Origin of the sequence: Albimonas pacifica (assembly GCF_900113695.1) — a bacterium.
Classification (GTDB): Bacteria; Pseudomonadota; Alphaproteobacteria; order Rhodobacterales; family Rhodobacteraceae; genus Albimonas; species Albimonas pacifica.
Genome location: NZ_FOQH01000006.1, coordinates 333,599 through 355,748, shown reverse-complemented (window position 1 = coordinate 355,748; position 22,150 = coordinate 333,599). Strand labels below are relative to the sequence as shown.

The 22,150-nt window shown below is 73.0% G+C and carries 20 protein-coding genes; 18 read left to right on the top strand and 2 right to left on the bottom strand.

Annotated elements, in window-relative coordinates:
• The first annotated feature begins 105 nt into the window (after positions 1-105).
• The 10 genes from BM064_RS15235 to BM064_RS15190 all read left to right on the top strand — a co-directional run bounded on the left by BM064_RS15235 (position 106) and on the right by BM064_RS15190 (position 13,231).
• Complete coding sequence (locus BM064_RS15235; protein WP_092860745.1) at positions 106-978, top strand: carbohydrate ABC transporter permease; 873 nt, start codon at positions 106-108, stop codon at positions 976-978.
• A 2-nt stretch (positions 979-980) separates the two neighbouring features.
• Positions 981-1,811, top strand: coding sequence for a carbohydrate ABC transporter permease (locus tag BM064_RS15230; protein ID WP_092860743.1), 831 nt, complete (start codon positions 981-983; stop codon positions 1,809-1,811).
• A 22-nt stretch (positions 1,812-1,833) separates the two neighbouring features.
• A complete protein-coding gene (locus BM064_RS15225) occupies positions 1,834-2,838 on the top strand; it encodes an ABC transporter ATP-binding protein (RefSeq protein ID WP_092860741.1) in 1,005 nt (334 codons plus the stop codon).
• On the top strand, positions 2,835-3,617 hold the full coding sequence (locus BM064_RS15220; protein WP_092860739.1) for an L-iditol 2-dehydrogenase: 783 nt from the start codon (positions 2,835-2,837) through the stop codon (positions 3,615-3,617). The genes BM064_RS15225 and BM064_RS15220 overlap by 4 nt, the downstream gene beginning before the upstream one ends.
• A 37-nt stretch (positions 3,618-3,654) precedes the next feature.
• Complete coding sequence (locus BM064_RS15215) at positions 3,655-5,163, top strand: mannitol dehydrogenase family protein (protein ID WP_425426171.1); 1,509 nt, start codon at positions 3,655-3,657, stop codon at positions 5,161-5,163.
• A 216-nt stretch (positions 5,164-5,379) separates the two neighbouring features.
• Positions 5,380-6,366: an efflux RND transporter periplasmic adaptor subunit gene (locus BM064_RS15210; RefSeq protein WP_092860737.1), complete on the top strand. Its 987-nt coding sequence runs from the start codon at positions 5,380-5,382 to the stop codon at positions 6,364-6,366.
• On the top strand, positions 6,363-9,587 hold the full coding sequence (locus BM064_RS15205; protein WP_092860735.1) for an efflux RND transporter permease subunit: 3,225 nt from the start codon (positions 6,363-6,365) through the stop codon (positions 9,585-9,587). The genes BM064_RS15210 and BM064_RS15205 overlap by 4 nt, the downstream gene beginning before the upstream one ends.
• Entirely contained in the window at positions 9,584-10,558 is a 975-nt protein-coding gene (locus BM064_RS15200; RefSeq protein WP_092860733.1) for an LOG family protein, read from the top strand. Before BM064_RS15205 ends, BM064_RS15200 begins: the two co-directional genes overlap by 4 nt.
• A 55-nt stretch (positions 10,559-10,613) precedes the next feature.
• Positions 10,614-12,017: an MBL fold metallo-hydrolase RNA specificity domain-containing protein gene (locus BM064_RS15195; protein ID WP_092860731.1), complete on the top strand. Its 1,404-nt coding sequence runs from the start codon at positions 10,614-10,616 to the stop codon at positions 12,015-12,017.
• Positions 12,018-12,256: 239 nt separating this feature from the next.
• Positions 12,257-13,231 (top strand): quinone oxidoreductase family protein, encoded by a 975-nt coding sequence (locus tag BM064_RS15190; protein ID WP_092860729.1) that lies wholly within the window; start codon positions 12,257-12,259, stop codon positions 13,229-13,231.
• A gap of 129 nt (positions 13,232-13,360) precedes the next feature.
• On the opposite strand, the gene BM064_RS15185 is transcribed toward BM064_RS15190, so the two are convergent.
• Positions 13,361-14,059, bottom strand: coding sequence for a type 1 glutamine amidotransferase (locus BM064_RS15185; protein WP_092860727.1), 699 nt, complete (start codon positions 14,057-14,059; stop codon positions 13,361-13,363).
• Positions 14,060-14,194: 135 nt separating this feature from the next.
• Here BM064_RS15185 and BM064_RS15180 point away from each other — a divergent pair, with 135 nt between their 5' ends.
• The 8 genes from BM064_RS15180 (at position 14,195) to BM064_RS15145 (ending at position 21,838) form a co-directional block, all read left to right on the top strand.
• Entirely contained in the window at positions 14,195-15,586 is a 1,392-nt protein-coding gene (locus BM064_RS15180; RefSeq protein WP_092860725.1) for a glutamine synthetase family protein, read from the top strand.
• A gap of 298 nt (positions 15,587-15,884) precedes the next feature.
• On the top strand, positions 15,885-17,174 hold the full coding sequence (locus tag BM064_RS15175) for an NAD(P)/FAD-dependent oxidoreductase (RefSeq protein WP_092860723.1): 1,290 nt from the start codon (positions 15,885-15,887) through the stop codon (positions 17,172-17,174).
• 106 nt (positions 17,175-17,280) lie between these two features.
• The gene (locus BM064_RS15170; protein WP_092860721.1) at positions 17,281-18,471 is read left to right on the top strand and encodes a pyridoxal phosphate-dependent aminotransferase; all 1,191 of its coding nucleotides are present in this window, start codon (positions 17,281-17,283) and stop codon (positions 18,469-18,471) included.
• A 294-nt stretch (positions 18,472-18,765) separates the two neighbouring features.
• Positions 18,766-19,113 (top strand): hypothetical protein, encoded by a 348-nt coding sequence (locus tag BM064_RS15165; protein ID WP_092860718.1) that lies wholly within the window; start codon positions 18,766-18,768, stop codon positions 19,111-19,113.
• Positions 19,110-19,712 (top strand): glutathione S-transferase, encoded by a 603-nt coding sequence (locus tag BM064_RS15160; RefSeq protein ID WP_342741371.1) that lies wholly within the window; start codon positions 19,110-19,112, stop codon positions 19,710-19,712. The genes BM064_RS15165 and BM064_RS15160 overlap by 4 nt, the downstream gene beginning before the upstream one ends.
• Entirely contained in the window at positions 19,709-20,431 is a 723-nt protein-coding gene (locus BM064_RS15155) for a GNAT family N-acetyltransferase (protein ID WP_092860715.1), read from the top strand. Before BM064_RS15160 ends, BM064_RS15155 begins: the two co-directional genes overlap by 4 nt.
• A 107-nt stretch (positions 20,432-20,538) precedes the next feature.
• Complete coding sequence (locus BM064_RS15150) at positions 20,539-21,138, top strand: nitroreductase family protein (protein WP_425426170.1); 600 nt, start codon at positions 20,539-20,541, stop codon at positions 21,136-21,138.
• 4 nt (positions 21,139-21,142) lie between these two features.
• Positions 21,143-21,838: an EI24 domain-containing protein gene (locus tag BM064_RS15145; RefSeq protein ID WP_092860713.1), complete on the top strand. Its 696-nt coding sequence runs from the start codon at positions 21,143-21,145 to the stop codon at positions 21,836-21,838.
• 129 nt (positions 21,839-21,967) lie between these two features.
• Here the strand turns inward: BM064_RS15145 and BM064_RS27500 are convergent, their stop codons facing one another.
• Positions 21,968-22,105, bottom strand: coding sequence for a hypothetical protein (locus BM064_RS27500; protein ID WP_177236273.1), 138 nt, complete (start codon positions 22,103-22,105; stop codon positions 21,968-21,970).
• Positions 22,106-22,150: the final 45 nt, after the last annotated feature.

Here is a 22,150-nt window from a genome sequence, read left to right as displayed (position 1 = left end):
GCGCCCGGCCGGACGGCGGGAGGACCCCCCGCGACGCGACCCCCTGTTCGCGCCCCCTCCCCGGCCGAGGCCGGGCGGCGGCGCACCAACCGGAGACCCCGGGCCATGGCGACCCAGCATTCCCGCGCCGCCGCGCGGACGATGATCTCGCCGGCGGTGATCCTGCTCCTGGGATGGATGCTGATCCCGCTGGGGCTGACGATCTACTTCTCGTTCCTGCGCTACAACCTGCTGATGCCCGGCGCGAACCCGTTCGTGGGGTTCGAGAACTACGCCTATTTCTTCACCGACCCCGCCTTCTGGCCGGCGGTGATCAACACGCTGCTGCTGGTGGGAGGCGTTCTGCTGATCACCATCGTCGGCGGGGTGCTGCTGGCGCTGCTGCTGGACCAGCCGATCTGGGGCCGCGGGATCGTGCGCATCCTGGTGATCGCGCCGTTCTTCGTGATGCCCACCGTCTCGGCGCTGGTGTGGAAGAACATGTTCTTCCATCCGGTCAACGGGCTGTTCGGGCAGCTCGCCAAGGGACTGGGGTTCGAGCCGTTCGACTTCCTCGCCCAGGCGCCGCTGGCCTCGATCATCCTGATCGTCAGCTGGCAGTGGCTGCCCTTCGCCACCCTGATCCTGCTGACCGCGCTGCAGAGCCTCGACAGCGAGCAGCTGGAGGCGGCCGAGATGGACGGGGCGGGCGCGCTCTCGCGGTTCCGGCACATCGCGCTGCCGCATCTGGCGCGCGCGATCACCGTGGTGATCCTGATCCAGACCATCTTCCTGCTGTCGGTCTTCGCCGAGATCCTGGTGACCACCAACGGGGGCCCGGGCAACGCCTCGACCAACCTCACCTACCTGATCTACGCGCAGTCGCTCCTGCAGTTCGACGTGGGCCTCGGCTCGGCCGGGGGCGTCTTCGCCATCCTCCTCGCCAACATCGTCGCATTCTTCCTGATGCGGATGATCGGCAAGAACCTGGACCTCTGACCATGGCCCGCGCCGTCACCACCAACCGCAAGGTCGTCTCGACCGTCTTCGGATGGGCGATCGCGATCCTGATCTTCTTCCCGATCCTGTGGACCATCCTGACCAGCTTCAAGACCGAGGCGGAGGCGATCGCCTCGCCCCCCTCGTTCCTGGTCTTCGACTGGACGCTGGAGAACTATTCGACCGTGCAAGAGCGGTCGGACTACTTCCTGCACTTCATGAACTCGGTGATCCTGTCGCTGGGCTCGACCGTGCTGGGGCTGCTGATCGCCATCCCGGCCGCCTGGTCGATGGCCTTCGTGCCCGCCAAGCGGACGAAGGACGTGCTGATGTGGATGCTCAGCACCAAGATGCTGCCGCCCGTGGGCGTGCTGGTGCCGATCTACCTGATCTTCCGCGACATCGGCCTGCTGGATACGCGGCTGGGTCTGGTGATCGTGCTGACGCTGATCAACCTGCCGATCATCATCTGGATGCTGTTCACCTACTTCCGCGAGATCCCGGGCGACATCCTGGAGGCCGCGCGGATGGACGGCGCGTCCCTGCGCGACGAGATCATCCACGTGCTGACGCCGATGGCGGTGCCGGGGATCGCCTCGACGCTGCTGCTGAACGTGATCCTGGCGTGGAACGAGGCGTTCTGGACCCTGAACCTGACGGCGGCGAACGCCGCGCCGCTGACCGCCTTCATCGCCTCCTACTCCAGCCCCGAGGGGCTGTTCTACGCCAAGCTTTCGGCCGCCTCGACCATGGCCATCGCGCCGATCCTGATCCTGGGCTGGTTCTCCCAGAAGCAGCTGGTGCGCGGGCTGACCTTCGGCGCCGTGAAATAAGAACAAGGGACGGAGAAACCCCATGGGACGCATCGTTCTGAAGGACGTGGCCAAGAGCTTCGGGGACGTCCACGTCATCCCGCCCCTGAACCTCGAGATCGAGGATGGGGAGTTCGTGGTCTTCGTCGGCCCCTCGGGCTGCGGGAAGTCCACGCTGCTGCGCCTGATCGCGGGGCTGGAGGACGTCTCGGGCGGCGTGATCGAGATCGACGGCGAGGACGCGACGGGGATGCCGCCCGCCAAGCGCAGGCTGGCGATGGTGTTCCAGAGCTATGCTCTGTATCCGCACATGACCGTGCGCAAGAACATCGCCTTTCCGCTGAAGATGGCGGGCATGGACAAGGCCGAGCAGGCGCGGCGGATCGAGAACGCGGCGAAGGTTCTGAACCTGACCGACTATCTCGACCGCCGGCCGGGGCAGCTTTCGGGCGGCCAGCGCCAGCGCGTCGCCATCGGGCGGGCCATCGTGCGCGAGCCTGCGGCGTTCCTCTTCGACGAGCCGCTGTCGAACCTCGACGCGGCGCTGCGCGTGGGGATGCGGCTGGAGATCTCGGAGCTGCATGAGCGGCTGGAGACCACGATGATCTACGTCACCCACGACCAGGTCGAGGCGATGACCATGGCCGACAAGATCGTGGTGCTGCAGGCGGGGCGGATCGAGCAGGTGGGCTCGCCGCTGGAGCTTTATCACACGCCCCGCAACCGCTTCGTGGCGGGGTTCATCGGCAGCCCCAAGATGAACATCCTGGAGGGGGCCGAGGCCGAGAAGCGCGGCGGTCATGCCATCGGGATCCGGCCGGAGCATATCGCGCCCTCGGCCACGACAGGGACCTGGAAGGGCGTGGTGGGGGTGTCGGAGCATCTGGGCTCGGACACGTTCTTCCACGTGCACATGGACGGCCGGCGCGAGCCGCTGACCGTGCGCGCGGGCGGCGAGGTCAGCCTTCACCACGGCGACGCGATCTTCCTGACGCCGGACGAGGAGAAGATCCACCGCTTCGACCACGAGGGGCTCAGGATCGCATGAGCGGCGCGGGGCGGCTGCAGGGCCGGCGCGCGGTGATCACCGGCGCCGCACGGGGCATCGGGCTGGCCTTCGCGGAGGCCTATCTGGCCGAGGGCGCGCAGGTGGTGCTGGCCGATCTCGACCAGGCCCGCGCCTCGGCCGAGGCGGCGCGGCTGGGCGAGGGCGCCCATGCCGTCGCGCTGGACGTGACCCGGCAGGAGAGCATCGAGGAGGCGATGGACGTCTCGGCCGCCCTGATGGGGGGGATCGACGTGCTGGTCAACAACGCCGCCCTGTTCACCGCCGCCCCGATCGTGGAGATCGAGCGGGCGGATTACGAGCGCATCTTCGCGGTGAACGTGGCGGGGGTGCTGTTCTGCCTGCAGGCGGCGGCCCGGCGGATGATCGCGCAGGGGACCGGCGGGCGGATCATCAACATGGCCTCCCAGGCGGGGCGGCGGGGCGAGGCGCTGGTGGGGGTCTACTGCGCGTCCAAGGCGGCGGTGATCTCGATCACGCAGTCGGCGGGGCTCGACCTGATCCGCCATCGCATCAACGTCAACGCCATCGCGCCGGGCGTGGTGGACGGCGAGCACTGGGACGGGGTCGACGCCTTCTTCGCGCGCTACGAGGGCAAGGCCCCCGGGCAGAAGAAGCGCGAGGTCGGCGCGGCCGTGCCCTACGGCCGGATGGGGACCGCGCGGGACCTGACCGGCATGGCCGTGTTCCTGGCCTCGGACGAGGCCGACTACGTCGTCGCCCAGACCTACAACGTCGACGGCGGAAACTGGATGAGCTGAGGCGGGCCCGGCGCCTGGCGCCGCCCGCCTTGTTTTCGTGATCGACCAACCGAAAGGGCCTGCTCCCGTGTCGACGCGCCTATCGAACGCTTCTCTGGCCTCCCTGCCCGCGGGGGTCTCGGCGCCCGCCTACGACCGATCGGCCTTGCGGCCGGGGATCCTGCATGTGGGGATGGGAAATTTCCATCGCGCCCACCAGGCGGTCTATGCCGACGATCTGCTGCGGGCCGGGGGGGACCCGGCCTGGGGGATCCTCGGGGCCGGGGTGATGCCGGCCGACGAGCAGATGCGCGCGGGGCTGGCGGCGCAGGACCACCTCTACTCGGTGACCGAGATGGGGCCGGAGGGCGACGCCGTGCGCGTGATCGGCGCCATGGCGGGGTTCCTGCCGGTCGCCGAGGGGCATGGGCCGATGATCGCGGCGATGGCGGATCCGGGCGTGCGGATCGTGTCGCTGACGGTGACGGAGGGCGGGTATTTCGTGTCCGCCGAGACGGGCGGGTTCAATCCGGAGCATCCCTCGATCCGCGCGGACATCGCGAGCCCCGACCGGCCGAGGACCGTGTTCGGGGCGATCGTGGCGGGGCTGCGCGCGCGCCGCGCGGCCGGCGTGCAGCCCTTCACCGTGATGTGCTGCGACAACCTCCCCCACAACGGGGCCGTCACGCGCGCCGCCGTGGTGGGGGTGGCGAGAGGCCAGGACCCCGAGCTGGCGGCCTGGATCGAGGCGGAGGTGGCGTTCCCCAACGGCATGGTCGACCGGATCACCCCGGCGACGACGGAGGCCAGGCGCGCGCATCTGGCGAAGGCCCACGGGCTCGACGACGCCCGGCCGGTGTTCTGCGAGCCGTTCCGGCAGTGGGTGCTGGAGGACCGGTTCCCCGCCGGCCGGCCGGCGTTCGAGGACGTCGGCGTGCAGTTCGTCGACGACGTCACCCCCTACGAGCACATGAAGATCCGGATGCTCAACGGCGGACATGCGATGATCGCCTATCCCTCCGGCCTGCTGGGGCTGGAGTTCGCGCACGATGCGATGGGGGACGCGCAGGTTTCGGCCTTCTTCGAGAAGGTGGAGCGGGACGAGGTTTTCGGCGTGGTCGAGGCGGTGCCCGGCGCCACGCAGGAGCAGTATCTCGCGAGCCTCAAGGAGCGGTTCGGGAACCCGCGGATCGAGGACACGATCCGGCGGCTGTGCCTGGACGGCTCGAACCGGCAGCCGAAGTTCATCGTGCCCTCGATCGAGGACAATCTCGCCGCCGGGCGGACGGTCGAGGGGCTGGCGCTGGAGAGCGCGCTGTGGGCCCGCTACTGCCTGGGCGTGGACGAGGCGGGCGCCGAGATCGCGCCGAACGATCCCGACTGGGACCGGCTGGTCGCCCACGCCCGGCGGGCGAAGGACGCGCCCGAGGCCTGGCTGGAGCTGCGCGACGTCTACGGCGCCGTCGCCGATCATCCGGGCTTCCGCGAGCCCTTCGTGCGGTGGCTGAGCGCCCTGCACGCGCACGGAGTCCGCAAGGTCCTGGCCGACTATCTCGGCCGGGACTGAGCGGGCGGCGGCCCGGACACGTCTCCTCCCCCCAGGTCGCTGCGCCTTGCCCCGCCGGTCCCTCCGGCGGGGCTTTTTCATGGGCCGGCGGCCCGGGCCCGGGCCCTCTCGCATTCACGAACCGCGATCCGATGCTGCGGCTTGAGGCACGTCAAGGCGGGCGCGGGGACGCGCGCGCAGGATCGGCGCACGCGGCGCGGGATCGGGAGAGGGCGGATGCGGAATCGGATCGGGTTGGCGGCCCTGCTGGCGCTGGGCGCGGCGGGGGCTGCGGCGGCGCAGGGCTGGGAGGTGCGGCCGGTCGAGATCGCCGACCGCCGCCCCGTCTTCGGCCAGGTCGAGAGCGTGAAGCGCGCCTATGCCCGCGCCCGCCTCACCGGCGAGCTGGCGGAGCTGAGCGTCACCGAGGGCGACGCGGTGGCCGCCGGACAGGTGATCGCGCGGGTTCGCGACGACAAGCTGGATCTCCAGATCGCGGCGCTGGACGCGGGGCTGCGGGCGCTGGAGGCGCAGGCGGCGCAGGCGCGCATCGACCTCGACCGGGCGCGGGAGCTGCGGGAGCGGGGCGCGGTCGCGGCCGCGACGCTCGACCAGGCGCGCACGGCGATGAACGTGATCGAGGAGACCCGCGCCGCCCGCGAGGCCGAGCGCGCGGCGCTGGTCCGGCGGCGGGACGAGGGCGCGGTGCTGGCCCCCGAGGCCGGCCGGGTGCTCTCGGTCCCCGTGGTGCAGGGGATGACCGTGACCCCCGGCGAGACCGTGGCCGAGATCGCCGCCGAGCGCTTCGTCCTGCGCGCCCGCCTGCCCGAGCGCCATGCGCGCTTCCTGGGCGAGGGCGACGTCGTGCAGATCGCCGAACGCGGCCCCCTGACCGGCGGCGAGGCCGGCGAGGGGCGCATTGCGAAGGTCTATCCGGAGCTGGAGGCGGGCCAGGTGGTGGTGGACATCGCCGCCGCGGGCCTGGGCGATTTCTTCGTGGGCGAGCGGGTGAGGCTCTCGGTCGCGACCGGGGTGCGGGAGGCGCTGGTGGTTCCGCCGGCCTATCTGCGGCTGCGTCACGGGGTGGCCTTCGTGCGGCTGGAGGGCGGGGGCGCTCCGGTCGAGGTGGTGGTGCAGCCGGGGGGGCCGGTGGACGGGGGCGTCGAGGTGCTGGCGGGCCTGAAGCCGGGCGACGTGCTGGCCGCCTGGGAGGCGGGGGAATGAGCGCGCGCGAGCCGGGGCCGGGGATCGCGGGCGCGATCAGCCGGGCCTTCATCGCCTCGCCGCTGGCGCCGCTGCTGCTGGTGGCGGCGATGGCGCTGGGCGCCGTGGCGCTGGCGCTGCTGCCGCGGGAGGAGGAGCCGCAGATCTCGGTTCCCATGGTCGACGTGTTCGTCGAGGCGAACGGGCTGGCGGCGGACGATGCGGTGGAGCTGGTGGCGAAGCCTCTGGAATTGCTTCTGCAGCGGCTGCCGGGGGTGGAGCATGTGTATTCCCAGACGCTCGACGACCGGGTGATGGCGACGGCGCGCTTCGAGGTGGGCGTGCCGGAGGACGACGCGGTGGTGCGGGTGCATGCCGAGATCCGGGCGAACCTCGACCGGCTGCCGGTGGGGATACCGGAGCCGCTGATCGTCGGGCGCGGGATCAACGACGTGGCGATCCTGGTGCTGACGTTGTCGCCTCGGGCGGACCTGGCCCCGGAGGCGGCGGGGCGCTGGGACCGGGCGACGCTCGGCGAGGTGGCGAGCCAGCTGCTGGCGGAGCTGGCGAAGACGCCGGAGGTGGGGCGGACCTACCTGGTGGGCGACAGCCGGGCGGAGATCCGCATCCAGCCCGACCCCGCCGCGCTGGCGCTTTATGGGGTCACGCTGGAGCAGCTGGTTGGAAAAGTGCGGAGCGCCAATCGCTCGGCGCTGCTGGGCAAGGTGCGGCGGGAGGGGGAGAGCCTGGACATTCTGGCCGGGCGGAGCCTGGTGGGGGTTCCGGACGTCGGGCTGCTGGTGGTGACCACGCGGGATGGGCGCCCCGTTTACGTAAAGGACGTGGCGCAGGTGATCTCGGCGCCGGCGGATGCGGATCGGCGGGCCTGGACGATGCGGGCGGGCGCCCTGCCCCGGCCCGCGGTCTCGGTGGCGCTGGCCAAGCGCGAGGGGGCCAATGCGGTCGACGTGGCGGCGGGGATTCTTGCAAGGCTGGAGGCGGCGCGGGGGGAGCTGGTGCCGGAGGCCCTGGAGGTCGAGGTCGCCCGCAACTACGGGGAGACGGCGAAGCGCAAGTCGGACGAGCTGTTCAGCCATCTGACGGGGGCGAGCCTGTCGATCTTCGCGATGATCGTGGTGTTCATCGGCTGGCGCGAGGGGGTGGTGACGCTGGTCATCATTCCGGCGACCATCCTGCTGACCTTCGCGGCCAGCTACGCGATGGGCTACACGATCAACCGGGTGTCGCTGTTCGCGCTGATCTTCTCGATCGGGATCCTGGTGGACGACGCCATCGTGGTGGTGGAGAACATCGCCCGCCACTGGCGGCTGGATCCCGAGGGCGACCGGATGGCGGTGGCGCTGAGGGGGGTGGCCGAGGTCGGCAACCCCACGATCGTCGCCACGCTGACCATCGTCACGGCGCTGCTGCCGATGCTGTTCGTCTCGGGGATGATGGGGCCGTACATGAGCCCGATCCCGGTGAACGCCTCCGCCGCGATGATCCTGAGCTTCTTCGTGGCGGTGATCTTCGCGCCGTGGATCATGCTGAGGTTGCAGCGGGTCGCGCCCTCGCGCGGGGGGCATGACCCCGAGAAGCCGGGGCGGATGGCGCGGATCTACCGGGCGGCGGCCTCGCCGGTGCTGGCCTCGCGCGGGCGGGCGCTGGGGTTCCTGCTGGTCGTGTTCGCGGCGACGGTGGGGTCGGTCGGGCTGTTCGCCACGCAGGACGTGACGGTGAAGCTGCTGCCCTTCGACGACAAGTCGGAGCTGCAGGTGGTGGTGGACCTGCCCGAGGGCGCGACCCTGGAAGACACCGAGCGGGCGCTGTTCGCGCTGGCGCGGGTGGCGGGGGAGCTGGCGGAGGTCGAGAGCGTCCAGGCCTATGCCGGGACCGCGGCGCCCTTCAATTTCAACGGGTTGGTGCGGCACTACTATGTGCGCGCGAACCCGGAGATGGGGGATCTTCAGGTCAATCTCGCCCCCGTGGAGGCGCGGGAGCGGCAGAGCCACGCGGTCGCGCTGGAGCTGCGGGAGCGGCTGGCGGGGGTCTCCGTCCCCGAGGGGACCGCGATCCGGGTGGTCGAGGCGCCTCCCGGCCCGCCGGTGCTCGCGACGCTGCTGGCGGAGGTCTACGGGCCGGATGCGGAGGTGCGGCGGGCGGTGGCCTCGAAGCTGGTGGAGATCTTCCGGGGGATCGATTTCATCGTGGACGTGGACGACAGCTTCGGCACGCCGCCGAAGCGGCTGCGGGTGGAGATCGACCAGGCGAACCTCGACTATCACGGGGTGGAGCAGTCGGCGGTGCATGACACGCTGGCGTTGCTGTTCCGGGGGACCACGGTGGGCTACTCGCAGCGGGGCGAGGGCGTGCGGCCGATCCCCATCGCGGTGCGGCTGGACGAGAGCCAGAGGCAGGTGACCGAGGCGCTGCTGGCCGTCCCCGTGCCCGCCCGCGGGCCGGCGGGGGTCGGCGAGGGGAACGTCGAGCTGGGCGAGGTGGTGACCGCGCAGGTCGTGCCGGGCTCCTGGCCGGTGTTCCGCAAGAACGGGCATGCGATCGAGATGGCGACGGCCGAGCTCGCCGGGCGCTTCGAGGCGCCGATCTACGGGATGATCGCGGTGCAAGACGCGATCGAGGCCGAGGACTGGGGAGACCTTCCGAAGCCGGAGATCAGGCTCTACGGGCAGCCGGAGGACAGCCGGAACCCGGTCCTGCTTTGGGACGGGGAGTGGGAGGTGACCTACGTCACCTTCCGCGACATGGGGGCGGCCTTCGGGGCGGCGCTGCTGGGGATCTACCTGCTGATCGTGGGGCAGTTCCGCAGCTTCACCCTGCCGCTCGCGATCATGGCGCCGATCCCGCTGACGCTGATCGGGATCGCGCTGGGGCACTGGGCCTTGGGGGCGCCGTTCACGGCGACCTCGATGATCGGGTTCATCAGCCTCGCGGGGATCATCGTGCGCAACTCGATCCTGCTGGTGGATTTCATCAGGCGCGAGCAGGCGCAGGGGCGGCCGCTGCATGACGCGCTGCTGGCGGCGGGGGCGGTGCGGTTCCTGCCGATCTTCCTGACCGCGATCACCGCCATGTCGGGGGCGGCCTTCATCCTGGTCGACCCGATCTTCCAGGGCCTGGGCATCTCGCTGCTGTTCGGGCTGGCGAGCTCGACCGCGCTGACATTGCTGGTGATCCCCGCCATATACAAGGTGATGCGCGGCGGCAGGGAGGGCGCGGCATGACCGACGACGGAGGGGCGGAGCGACCGGGCTCCACCATCGGCGACCTCGCCGAGGAGGAGGGGCCCGCCAGCCCGCCGCCCGGCGCGCCGGGCTGCTCGCCGAAGGCGGCCTGCGACGATCCCGCGGCGCCGGCGCGGGTCGCGGCGCTGATGGCCTCGCCCGGCTACCGGCTGGCGGACGAGGACCTGGGCTTCCTGCAGTCGGACCTCGCCCGCGGCGTGCGGCTGGAGCTGGAATACTTCAAGGCCGAGGCCGCGCTGCGGGCCGAGGGCATCGCGCATTCGATCGTGGTCTTCGGCTCCTCGCGCATCCCCGAGCCGGCGGCGGCCCTGCGCGCGCTGGAGGCCGCGCGCGCCGCCGCCGCCGCGGCGCCGGGCGACCGGGCGGGGCGCAGGGCGCTGCGGGTGGCGGAGCGGATGGTCTCGGCGTCCCGCTGGTACACGGTCGCGCGGGAGTTCGCGGCCCTGCTCGCCGAGGCGGCCGAGCGCCCCCACGGCCAGCGCGTCGCCATCGTCACCGGCGGCGGCCCGGGGCTGATGGAGGCGGCGAACCGGGGGAGCTTCGAGGCGGGCGCGATCTCGGTCGGGCTGAACATCGACCTGCCGCACGAGCAGTATCCCAACCCCTATCTCTCCGACGGGCTGGCGCTGCGCTTCCGGTATTTCGCGCTGCGCAAGATGCACTTCCTGCAGCGGGCCCGGGCGCTGGTGGCGTTCCCCGGCGGCTTCGGCACCTTCGACGAGCTGTTCGAGACGCTGACCCTGCTGCAGACCCGCAAGGCCGAGCCCCTGCCCGTGGTGCTGGTGGGGCGCGCGTTCTGGTCGCGCGCCGTCGATTTCGAGTTCCTCGCCGAGGAGGGCGTGATCGCGCCCGAGGACCTCGAGCTTTTCGTCTACGCCGAGACCGCGGCGGAGATCCGCGATCACATCGCCCGCTGGCACGCCGCCCGGCGTCTGCCGCTGCTGGACTGAGCGGGCGGCGCGGCCACAGGACCGCCGGGGAACGGCGGCGCAGGAGGAGGCAAGCATGCGCATCACCTTTCACGGGGCGGCGGGGGGCGAGGTCACCGGCTCGTGCCACATGGTCGAGGTCGCGGGACGGCGGATCCTGATCGACTGCGGGCTGTTCCAGGGCTCGCACGAGCTCGACGAGGACAACGCCGACGGCTTCGGCTTCGAGCCGTCCCGGGTCGACGCGCTGCTGCTGACGCATGCGCATCTCGACCACTGCGGGCGGATCCCGCTGCTGGTGAAGCGGGGCTTCGCGGGCGAGATCGTGGCCACCCCGCCGACGCGGGACCTGGCGCGGCTGGTGATGCTCGACAGCGCCCATCTGCAGGAGGAGGAGGCCGCCCGCCGCGCCCGCCATCGCGGGCGGGGGGAGACCAGGCCCGCGCCCCTCTACGACTCGCTCGACGTGATGGACGCGATCGAGCGCTTCGGGCGCACGGCGCGCTACGCCAGGCCATTCGTGCTGTTTCCCGGCGTGCGGGTCACGTTCTTCGACGCGGGGCACATCCTGGGATCGGCCTCGATCCTGCTGGAGCTGGAGGAGGGGGGCGAGCGGCGCTCGGTCCTGTTCTCGGGCGACGTCGGACGGCCGGACAGCCCGCTGATCGGGCCGGCCGCGCCGCCCTCGGACGTGGACGTGGTGGTGATGGAGACCACCTACGGCGACCGCGACCACCGCTCGCGCGCGGAGTCGGTGGCGGAGTTCGAGGCGGCGGTGGGCGAGGCGGCGGCGCGGGGCGGCAACATCGTGATCCCCACCTTCGCGCTGGAGCGGGCGCAGGAGCTGCTGTGGCATCTGCTGGACGGGATGAGCTCGGGGCGGATCCCGCGGGAGATGGAGATCTTTCTCGACTCGCCCATGGCGATCTCGGCGACCCGGATCTTCGCCCGGCATCCGGGGTTCTTCCGCGAGGAGATCCGGGGGATGATCGCGCATCACGACGACCCGTTCGCGCCGCCCAACCTGCATTTCGTGCACGAGGCGGCGGAGTCGATGCTGCTGAACCGGGTGCGCTCGGGGGCGGTGCTGATGGCGGGCTCGGGGATGTGCACCGGCGGGCGGGTGAGGCATCACCTGCGCTACAACCTGCCCCATGCGGACTGTTCGGTGATCTTCGTGGGGTTCGCGGCGCGGGGGACGCCGGCGCGCAAGGTGATCGACGGGGCGAAGACGCTGCGGCTGTTCGGCGAGGACGTGCCGGTGCGCGCGGCGATCCACACGATCAACGGCTTCTCGGCCCATGCCGACGCGACCGAGCTGGCGGCCTGGCATGCCGCGGCGGCCGGCCCGCGGACCCGCACCTTCCTGGTGCATGGCGAGGACGAGGAGCGCGCCGCCTTCGCCCGCCGCCTGACCCAGGGCCGCCGCGACGCGCCGCAGGTGGAGACGCCGGCGATGCACGAGAGCTTCGAGCTTTAGGCGGGGGCCGGGCCTGGGCCGGCGGGGATGCGGGGCTCCGACCCGCGGAGATGCGGGGGGGGCGCCGAGCTTCCGGCCTTGCCCTTCCGCCGGCCCGGCCGCGGGGCGCCGGGCCGGCGGCGCGGCGGCAGGGCCGGCGGCGGGGCCCGGCTTCGGGGCGGCGCGGGCGGCGGGCGTTGACCGGCCGGTCGGTCGCTTCTACTCCTGCGGTCCCTGTTCCTGGCCCGGAGGCTCCCCCGATGACCCGCGCGATCGTGCTGCGCCGCCAAGGCGGCCCCGAGGTGCTGGCGGAGGAGGATCACGACCCCGGCCGCCCCGGCCCGGGGGAGATCCGCGCGCGGGTGACCGCGGCGGGGGTGAATTTCCATGACGTCTACGTGCGCTCGGGCCTCTACCGGACGCTGCCGCTGCCGGGGGTTCCGGGGATCGAGGCGGCGGGCGTGGTCGAGGCGGTGGGCGAGGGGGTCGCAGGCTGGGCGCCGGGCGACCGGCTGGCCTGGGTGACGCGGGGCTACGGGGGCTATGCGCAGGCCGCGGTGATCCCGGCGGCGCTGGCCCTGCGGCTGCCGGAGGGGGTGAGCGACGTGGAGGCGGCGGCGCTGACGCTGAAGGGGCTGACGGCGCGGATGCTGGTGAAGGACGCCTGGCCGCTGGAGGCGGGCCAGGTCGCGCTGGTGCATGCCGGCGCGGGCGGCGTCGGGCAGATCCTGGTGCGCTGGGCCAGGGCGCTGGGGGCGGAGGTGATCGCGACCGTGGGCTCGCCGGCCAAGGCCGAGGTGGCGCGGGCCTGCGGGGCGGACCACGTGGTGCTTTATCGCGAGGAGGATTTCGTCGCGCGGGTGCGCGAGATCACCGGCGGGCGCGGGGTGGACGTGGCCTATGACTCGGTGGGCAAGGACACGTTCGAGGGCTCGCTGGACTGTCTGGCGCGGCTGGGGCGGCTGGTGAACTTCGGGCAGAGCTCGGGGGCGGTGGCGCCGCTGGAGGTGTCGCGGCTGTTCAAGGGCTCGAACTCGCTGGCGCGGCCGTCGGTCTTCGCCTATCTCGCCGATCCCTGGCGGGCGGAGGCGATGGCCGCCGATCTCTTCGCGGCGATCGAGGCGGGGGTGGCGCGGACGCGGGTGGAGCGGGAGCTGCCGCTGGCCGAGGCCGCCGAGGCGCACCGGCTGCTGGAGAGCCGGACGCTGGCGGGGGCGGTGGTGCTGCGGCCCTGACGGCGCGAGGCCCCCGGGCGTTGCGAGGGGACGCGGGCGCCCCGGCGCGTCCGCTGCGCGGCCGCGACCGCCCCGCCCTGCGTCCCCGTCGACGGCGGGGCGACCGCGCGGGGCCGCTGGGGCGTCGGCTCAGGCGTCGACCTTCGCGTTCTCCTTGAAGAAGCGGGCGATGCGGGCGCCCAGCGCGGGGGAGGTCAGCGGCTCGGACATGCGCGAGAGGGCGGCGTCGGCCAGCGCGTCGTCGTAGGTCGCGCCGCGGCGCATCTCGATCAGCTGGGAGGTGAAGGCGGGGCTCATCTCGGGGTGGGGCTGCCAGGAGATCGCGGGGGTCTCGGTCCAGGCGAGGCCGGCGATCGGGCAATGGTCGGTCTGGGCGATGATCCGCGTCGCGGGGGGCTGCGTCGTCACCTGGTCCTGGTGGACGGCGATGATGCGCATCGGCTCGCCGATCTCGAGGTCGCGGTAGTCGACGGGGCCGAGGCCCCAGCCGCGGTCGGATTTCTCGACATGCCCGCCCAGCGCCTGCGCCATCAGCTGGTGGCCGAAGCAGATGCCCACCATCGGCAGCTTCGCCGCCGCGATCTCGCGCACCAGGTCCATGGAGCGGGCGATCCAGGGCTCGTCCTCGTAGACCCCGAAGCGCGAGCCGGTGATCAGCCAGCCGTCGGCCTCCTGCGGGCCCGCGGGGAACTCGTCCTTCAGGACGGGCCAGGCCCGGAACGCGAAGCCGTGGCCGGCGAGCAGCCGCGCGAACATGTCGGGGTAGGTCCCGTGCGCGTCCTGGAGCTCGCGCGGGGGGAAGCCGGTCTCGAGGATGCCGATGCGCATGAAGAGGTCCTGTCCGCTTTCCTTCGCCGTCAGGGCAGGCAATATAGGGGTTCGACGCGCCGGCGAAAGCCCCGGACGAACCGGGGGCGTTGCGGGCGCGGCCTCACGCGGACCCGAACCCTCGGACCGGATTTCATGACCAAGCTCACGCCCGAGATCTCGCTCTCGGTCTCGCCCGACCTCGCCTCGCCGGACCTCGAATCCCTGCGCGACTGGATCCGCGCCCACCGGGTCGAGGAGATCGAGTGCGTCACCCCCGACTTCGCCGGCATCGCCCGCGGCAAGGTGATGCCCGCCGCCAAGTTCCTTCGCGAAAGCGAGATCCGGCTGCCGGTCTCGATCTTCTTCGCGGGCATCACCGGCGAGTACGCCGACGTCGACCACCCCGAGCTCTACTCGGACGGCGACATCACCCTGATCCCCGACCTGACCACGGCGCGCGCGGTGCCCTGGGCGGGGGAGGCCAGCCTGCAGATCATCCACGACGTGGCCGACCGCCACGGCGAGCCGATCCCCTTCGCGCCCCGCGAGGTCCTGCGCCGGGTGCTGCGCGCCTACGAGGAGAAGGGCTGGACGCCGGTGGTGGCGCCGGAGCTCGAGTTCTACCTCACCAAGCCCAACACCGACCCCGACTATCCGCTGGAGCCGCCGGTGGGCCGCTCGGGCCGCCAGTCGACGGGCAGCCAGGCGTTCTCGCTGTCGGCGGTGGACGAATACGACTCGGTCATCGAGCACATCTACGACTACGCCGAGGCGCAGGGGCTGGAGATCGACACGATCATCCAGGAGGCCGGCGCGGCGCAGCTGGAGGTGAACATGATGCACGGGGACGCGATGAAGCTCGCGGACCAGGTGTTCCTGTTCAAGCGGCTGATCCGCGAGGCGGCGCTGCGCTGCGGCTCCTACGCCACCTTCATGGCCAAGCCCATGGCGCGCCAGCCGGGATCGGCGATGCACGTCCACCAGTCGGTGCTGGACGCGCAGGGGCGCAACATCTTCAGCGCCGAGGACGGGGAGCCCACCGCGCTGTTCGGCCATTTCATCGGCGGGCAGCAGAAATACCTGCCGGCCTGCTCGGCGCTGAGCGCGCCCTACGTGAACTCCTACCGGCGGCTGATCAAGTACATGTCGGCGCCGGTGAACCTGGAGTGGGGCTACGACAACCGCTCGACCGGGCTGCGGGCGCCGCGCTCGGATCCGCGCGCGCGGCGGGTGGAGAACCGGGTGACCGGGGCGGACGCCAACCCCTACCTCGCGCTGGCGGGCTCGCTGGCGGCGGGGTTCCTGGGGATGGTCGAGGAGGTCGAGCCGCGGCCCGCCGTCTCCGGCGGGGCCTACGACAACGAGCGCGACCTGCCCTATTCGCTGCTCGAGGCGGTGGACCTGCTGACCGAGTGCGCGCCGCTGACCGCCCTGCTGGGCGAGGACTTCGTGAAGATCTACGGGACGCTGAAGCAGTTCGAATACGATCAGTTCATGACCGTGATCAGCCCCTGGGAGCGCGAGCACCTGCTGCTGAACGTCTGAGCCCGCGGCCGGCGGCGGGACGCCCCCGCGCGCCCGCCGTCGACCGCGCCCCACCCGCCCGCCCCGGCGCGGCCGACGACGGGCGCGCGGGGGCGGGCGCGCGGGGGCGGACCGGGCGGCGGGGCCTCGGCTTCGCCTGTCCGCGCCCCGCCCCCCTGTCCGGCGGCGGGGAGGGCGGGCGGGAGCCGCCGGACAGGGGGGCGGCCGGGCCCCCGGCCCGGCCCTGCGGCCGCCCCCGCCGCCCCGACCTGCGCCGGCCTGCGGCGCCGGCGGCCCGACCCTCCTGCCGGAGCGCCCGATGAACCTGCTCTACGCCAACGAGACCCCAGGCGCCCTGCCGCCCAGCTGGTACGCCGAGAGCGCCGCCCCCTTCCCCCCCCAGCCGCCGCTGGCGGGCGAGACGCGGGCCGACGTCTGCGTGATCGGGGGCGGGTTCACCGGCCTCTCGGCCGCGCTGCATCTCGCCGAGCGGGGCGTGCGCGTGGTCCTGCTGGAGGCGCACCGGGTGGGCTGGGGCGCCTCGGGGCGCAACGGCGGCCAGATCGGCGTGGGCCAGCGGGTGGACCCGGAGACGATCGCCAGGCTCTCGGACCCGGGGCTGGCGCGCGAGGCGTTCGGGATCGGCCGCGACGCCGCCCTGATGGTGCGCGAGCGGGTCGCCCGCCACGCCATCGACTGCGCGCTGAAGCCCGGGGTGATGTATGTGAACCACCGCGCCCGCTACGACGCGGGCACGCGAAAGCATGTCGAGCACCTGGCGCAGGCCTACGGCCACGACGCCGTCTACCTGACGCCCGAGGAGGTCTCGGCCCGGCTCGGCGCCCGGGGCGTCTCGGGGGGGATGCTGGAGCCCTCGGGCGGGCATCTGCATCCGCTGGCCTATGCGCGCGGGCTGGCCCGGGCGGCGCTGGCCGCCGGGGCGACGCTCCACGAGATGAGCGAGGCGACCGCCATCGAGGGCACGCGCGTGCGCACCGCGGCCGGCGGGGTCGTCGCCGACCAGGTGATCGTCGCCTGCAACGGCTACCTGGGCGCGCTGCTGCCCGAGGCGGCGGCCAAGGTCATGCCGATCAACAACTTCGTGCTCGCCACCGAACCGATGGGCGAGCGGCGCGCCCGCGCCCTGATCCGCGACGACGTGGCCGTCGCCGACAGCCGCTTCGTGGTGAACTACTACCGCCTGTCGGAGGACCGCCGGATGCTGTTCGGCGGCGGCGAGAGCTACGGGTGGATCTTCCCCAGGGACCTCAAGGGCTTCGTGCGCAGGCGGATGCTGGAGGTGTTCCCCCAGCTCGAGGACCTGAAGGTCACCCACGCCTGGGGCGGCACGCTGGCGATCACGCCGACCCGCCTGCCGGTCTGGCGCGAGCTGCGGCCGGGGGTGTTCAACGCCTCGGGCTACTCGGGCTCGGGCGTGGCGCTGGCGACGATGGCGGGGGCGGTGCTGTCGGAGGCGATCGCCGGCGACCGGCGGCGGCTGGAGGTCATGGCCCGCCTGCCGGTCCCCGACTTCCCCGGCGGCGCGCGCCTGCGCCAGCCGATCCTGGTGGCGGCGATGCTGCTCGCGCGGCTGCGCGACGCGCTGTGATCCGCCCGCCTGCGACGCGCTGACAGGGGCGCCGGGGGGCCGCTTGACCCGCGGGCGCGGCCTCGCCAGAAGGGCCGCGTCCCTGACCCCGGCGCCGGAGCCTCCCATGCAACCCTCCTCCCGCATTCGCGCGATCCTCGGCGGCGGCGCCTCGGGCTGGGAGGTGGTGCACCGGGCGCGGAAGATGCAGCGGCAGGGCGTGCGGATCATCGACCTGACCGTCGGCCAGCACGAGGACCCGACCCCCGCCCCGATCCTGGAGGCGATGCACGCCTCGGCGATGGGCGGGAACACGCGCTATTCGGACGTGGCGGGCTCTTCCGAGCTGCGCGCCGCGATCGCCGAGCGCGCGGCGGCGCGCACCGGCGCCCCGGCGGGGCCGGAGAACGTGGTGGTCACCGCCGGCGGCCAGGCGGCGCTGCTGCACGCCTTCATGGCGACGCTGGACGCGGGCGACGCGGCGGTGATGATCGACCCCTATTACGTGACCTACCCCGGCACGATCCGCGCCACCGGCGGCGTGCCGCGGATCACGCCGGCGCGGGCCGAGGCGGGGTTCCAGCCCGATCTCGACGCGCTGGAGGCGGCCTGCGCGGGGGCGCGGGTGCTGCTGGTGAATTCGCCCAACAACCCCGCCGGGGCGATCTATTCGGACGAGACGCTCGACGGCGTCGCCGAGATCTGCCGCCGCCACGACCTGTGGCTGATCTCGGACGAGGTCTACGACGGCATGGCCTGGGACCAGCCCCACCGCTCGCCCCGCGCGCTGCCGGGGATGGCGGAGCGCACGGTGGTCATCGGCTCGCTGTCGAAGAGCCACGGCATGACCGGCTCGCGCATCGGCTGGACGCTGGCGCCCGAGGAGATCAGCGCGCTGATCGCCACCTATGCGCTGAACGCGACCTACGGGATCCCGGGCTTCATCCAGGACGCGGGCCTGTGGGCGCTGCGCGAGGGCGAGGCGATCGAGGCCGATCTCGCCGGGACCTTCCACCGCCGCCGCGACATCGCGATGCGCGCGCTGGCGGGGCGCCAGGCGGTGCGGCTGTCGCCGCCGCAGGGGGCGATGTACGTGATGGTGGACGTGCGGGCGACCGGCCTCTCGGGCCGCGACTTCGCCGAGCGGCTGCTGGAGGAGGCCCATATCGCGGTGATGCCGGGCGAGAGCTTCGGCGCCTCGGCCGCGGGCCATCTGCGCATCGCGCTGACGGTGGCGGACGCGGATCTCGCGACCGCGCTGACCCGCATCGCCGACCTGGCCGAGACGCTGGCCGCCGAGCGCGCCGCCGCGGGCTGAGGCGGGCTGAGGCGGGGAGGGCCCTCCCCCGGTCTACGCGACGGCCCGACCCACGGGCGCCCCGGGCTTGACCCGGGGCCTCTCCCCCACCTGCGCGGCGCGCGATGCGGCGGGGCCCCTGTCGCGGCCCGCGCCTCGCTCCCGACCCGCAGCGCCGGGGTCGCGCGGGGGCCCCGGGTCGCGCGGGGGCGCCGGGGGCTTCACGCGCGGTCCGCGTCGATCTGCCATTGCCCCGCGGGCTTCGGCCTCCTTATGTTCAGCCCGACAGATCCGGCCCCCATGGAGTCCCCGCCGATGCCCCTGCCCGTCGCGCTCGCCCCGCTCGCCAGTCCCTGGGCGATGAAGGCCGTCGCCGGCGCGGCGACGGCGCTGGCGGTCTACCAGGCCGCCCGCCGCGCCCGCTGGTCCGACGCCCGCCCCGCCGCGGCCGAGGCCACGCTCGACGCCGTCCCCGAGGGGATCGAGTGGGGCTGGTCGCGCGACGCCGGCCGCGCGCGGGCCGACGCCCGCGCCGGCCTGCGCGGCCAGCTGCGCTGGGGCGAGGACGGGCCGGGGATCGCCATGGACCTCTCGGCGCTGGCGCGCCTGAGGCTCGGCCTGCTCAAGGCCCGTTCGAAACCGTTCCGGAACCCCGCCCGATGATGAAGCTCCGCCACGCCGCCGCCTCGCCCTTCGTGCGCAAGGTGATGGTCCTGCTGCACGAGACCGGACAGGTCGACGACGTGGAGCTCGAGAACGGCTCCACCTCGCCGCTCGATCCCAACCCGGGCAACCTGGCGGTCAACCCGCTGGGCAAGATCCCCTGCCTGGTGCTGGAGGACGGAAGCTCGATCTACGACAGCCGGGTGATCACCCGCTATCTCGACACGCTGCACGCGGGCGCGAAGCTCTACCCCGAGGGGGAGGCGCTGTGGCCCGCCCTGGTGATGGAGGCGACCGGCGACGCGATGATGGAGGCCGGCGTCGGCATCATCTACGAGCGGCGCCTGCGCGAGGAGGCCAAGCGCTCGGAGGCCTGGATGGCCGCCCAGCGGGGCAAGATCGCCCAGGCGATGGACAAGCTCGAGACCGTTCGCTTCGCCGAGAGCCTGGACATGGGCCAGGTCTCGGTCGCCTGCGCGCTGGGCTACATCGATTTCCGCTTCCCCGAGTGGGACTGGCGCAGCGGGCGGAGCGCGCTGGCGGCCTTCGCCAGGCGGATGGAGAAGCGTCCCTCCTTCCAGGCGACGGCGCCGGCATGACGCGGCTGAACGCGCTGGGCCAGCCGATCGGCGAGGCGCTGCCCGACTGGACGCCGCCGCCCGTCCCCGCCCGCGCGCCGCTGGTCGGCCGCTGGGCGAGCCTCGAGCCGCTGGACCCCGCGCGCCATGGCGACGAGCTGTGGGACGCGGCCCTGCAGGACCCCGAGGGGCGCAGCTGGACCTGGCTCGGCGACGGGCCCTTCGGGAGCCGGGCCGAGTTCGACGCGCTGCTGGCGCGCAACGCGGCCTCGGCCGATCCGATGTTCTTCGCCCTGCGCTCGGCCGCGACGGGGCGGGCGGAGGGCTGGTGCTCGCTGATGCGCATCGCGCCCGCCGCCGGAACCATCGAGGTCGGCTGGATCTGGTGGGGGCCGCGGATGCAGCGCACCCCGGCGGCCACCGAGGCGATCTTCCTGCTGATGCGGGAGGTGTTCCGCCTGGGCTACCGCCGGTTCGAGTGGAAATGCGACACGCTCAACGCCGCCTCGCGCGCGGCGGCGATGCGCTTCGGCTTCTCCTACGAGGGGGTGTTCCGCCAGGCCGTGGTCTACAAGGGCCGCAGCCGCGACACCGCCTGGTATGCGATGATCGACAAGGAGGCGCCGCAGCTCGAGGCCGCCTACGCCGCCTGGCTCGACCCCGCCAACTTCGACGCCGAGGGGCGCCAGAAGACCCGGCTTGCGGACCTGACCGCGCCGGTGCTGGTCGCCCGCGGCTGAGCCGTCGCGCCCGGCCGCGCCGGGCGCGAACCTTGACTTGCCAGGCCCGGGGGCCGATCTGCGGACCCTGCCCAGCGCTCCCCCCCATACGCCCCCCGAGGACCGTTTTGACCGACGCAACCGCCCCGCTGATCTCCGCCGATCCCGCCGCGCTCGAATTCCTGCTCACGCGGCGTTCGCGGATCGCCAAGACCCTGACCTTCCCCGGCCCCGACCGCGCGACGGTCGAGACGATGCTGACCGCCGCCGCCCGCTCGCCCGACCATGGCAAGATGGAGCCCTGGCGCTTCATCGTGCTGGCGGGGGAGGAGGCCGCGAAGCTGGGCGCGCTGACCCGCAGCCTGGGGGCCGCGCGCGGCATCGACCCCGACCGGCTGGAGAAGCACGCCGAGCCCTTCGAGCTGACGCCGCTGACCCTCGCCGTGGTCGCGGCCCCCAGGGAGTCGGAGAAGGTGCCGGAGGTGGAGCAGACCCTGTCGGCGGGCGCGGTGTGCCTGGCGCTGGTGAACGCCGCGCTCGCCTCGGGCTGGGGCGCCAACTGGCTGACCGCCTGGATGGCCCGGGACCGGGAGTTCCTGGAGACGGGGCTCGGCCTCGCGCCCACCGAGTGGGTGGCGGGCTTCATCCATATCGGGACCCCGACCCGCCCGGTGACCGAGCGGCCGCGCCCGGACATGGAGGCGAAGGTCGAGTGGCGGGGGATGTGAGCCGATGATCGGGGATTTCCTGAGGGCCGTCGGGCAGATCGGCGACCCGCGCTTCCGCCGCGTGTTCCTGCTCTCGATCGGCCTGACGGTCGCCCTGCTGGTCGCGGCCATGTTCGGCTGGGGCCAGCTGGTGGCGATGATCCCCGACAACGGGCTGAGCGCCTTCGGCCAGGACCTGTCGTTCCTGGACGGGGCGGTGGACATCCTCGCCTGGACGGCGGGGGCGCTGGGGGCCGTGTTCCTGATGTTCCCGGTGGCCGCGCTCTTCATCGGCCTCTTCCTCGAGGAGATCGCCGAGGCGGTGGAGGCGAAGTTCTACCCCCACCTGCCGCCCGCGCGCTCGATGACCTGGCTCGAGATCCTGGCGGACGGGCTGATCTTCGCCGCCGCGCTGATCGGTCTGAACCTGGTGGGGCTGGTGATCTACTTCGCCGTGCCTCCCGCGGCGCCCTTCGTCTTCGTGGCGATCAACGGCTGGCTGCTGGGGCGGCAGTATTTCGAGCTCGCCGCCGCCCGGCGGGTGGGCGCGAAGGAGGCCCGCCTGCTGCGCAAGCGGATGGGCGGGCGCATCTTCGCGGCCGGCGTGCTGATGGCGCTGGCGCTGTCGATCCCGCTGGTGGCGCTGGCGATCCCGGTGCTGGCGGTGTCGACCTTCACCCACATGTTCCACCGTGCCCACGGGGAGATCCCCGCGGGCTGAGGTGTGGGTTCGGGCGCCTGGGCCCGGCGTCGCCGTCCGGAGGACGCCCCTCGGGCGCCTCCGGTCCGGCGGGGCCGCCTGGGCCGCGCGGGCGGCCCGGGTCAGGCGGGGTCCGTCAGGACCCTGCCGTCACGACCCGACGGTCGGCGTCGGCTTCGAGGCGGAGCCGCAGTCGCCGCCCCCTTCGGCCATGGCCGGGGCGGCGGAGAAGGCCGCCGCGCCCAGGACGAGCGTGGCGAGAACGGCGGCGAGGCGAAGTCGGATCATCGAGGAACTCCCTGAACCGGAGGATGGTTGACGGGAGCCTATCAT

Excerpts from the sequence above, each read along its gene's own strand:
- BM064_RS15235 (WP_092860745.1), top strand. The coding sequence starts at position 106 with ATGGCGACCCAGCATTCCCGCGCCGCCGCGCGGACGATGATCTCGCCG.
- BM064_RS15230 (WP_092860743.1), top strand. The coding sequence starts at position 981 with ATGGCCCGCGCCGTCACCACCAACCGCAAGGTCGTCTCGACCGTCTTC.
- BM064_RS15225 (WP_092860741.1), top strand. The coding sequence starts at position 1,834 with ATGGGACGCATCGTTCTGAAGGACGTGGCCAAGAGCTTCGGGGACGTC.
- BM064_RS15220 (WP_092860739.1), top strand. The coding sequence starts at position 2,835 with ATGAGCGGCGCGGGGCGGCTGCAGGGCCGGCGCGCGGTGATCACCGGC.
- BM064_RS15210 (WP_092860737.1), top strand. The coding sequence starts at position 5,380 with ATGCGGAATCGGATCGGGTTGGCGGCCCTGCTGGCGCTGGGCGCGGCG.
- BM064_RS15205 (WP_092860735.1), top strand. The coding sequence starts at position 6,363 with ATGAGCGCGCGCGAGCCGGGGCCGGGGATCGCGGGCGCGATCAGCCGG.
- BM064_RS15200 (WP_092860733.1), top strand. The coding sequence starts at position 9,584 with ATGACCGACGACGGAGGGGCGGAGCGACCGGGCTCCACCATCGGCGAC.
- BM064_RS15195 (WP_092860731.1), top strand. The coding sequence starts at position 10,614 with ATGCGCATCACCTTTCACGGGGCGGCGGGGGGCGAGGTCACCGGCTCG.
- BM064_RS15190 (WP_092860729.1), top strand. The coding sequence starts at position 12,257 with ATGACCCGCGCGATCGTGCTGCGCCGCCAAGGCGGCCCCGAGGTGCTG.
- BM064_RS15185 (WP_092860727.1), bottom strand. The coding sequence starts at position 14,059 with ATGCGCATCGGCATCCTCGAGACCGGCTTCCCCCCGCGCGAGCTCCAG.
- BM064_RS15180 (WP_092860725.1), top strand. The coding sequence starts at position 14,195 with ATGACCAAGCTCACGCCCGAGATCTCGCTCTCGGTCTCGCCCGACCTC.
- BM064_RS15175 (WP_092860723.1), top strand. The coding sequence starts at position 15,885 with ATGAACCTGCTCTACGCCAACGAGACCCCAGGCGCCCTGCCGCCCAGC.
- BM064_RS15170 (WP_092860721.1), top strand. The coding sequence starts at position 17,281 with ATGCAACCCTCCTCCCGCATTCGCGCGATCCTCGGCGGCGGCGCCTCG.
- BM064_RS15165 (WP_092860718.1), top strand. The coding sequence starts at position 18,766 with ATGCCCCTGCCCGTCGCGCTCGCCCCGCTCGCCAGTCCCTGGGCGATG.
- BM064_RS15160 (WP_342741371.1), top strand. The coding sequence starts at position 19,110 with ATGATGAAGCTCCGCCACGCCGCCGCCTCGCCCTTCGTGCGCAAGGTG.
- BM064_RS15155 (WP_092860715.1), top strand. The coding sequence starts at position 19,709 with ATGACGCGGCTGAACGCGCTGGGCCAGCCGATCGGCGAGGCGCTGCCC.
- BM064_RS15145 (WP_092860713.1), top strand. The coding sequence starts at position 21,143 with ATGATCGGGGATTTCCTGAGGGCCGTCGGGCAGATCGGCGACCCGCGC.
- BM064_RS27500 (WP_177236273.1), bottom strand. The coding sequence starts at position 22,105 with ATGATCCGACTTCGCCTCGCCGCCGTTCTCGCCACGCTCGTCCTGGGC.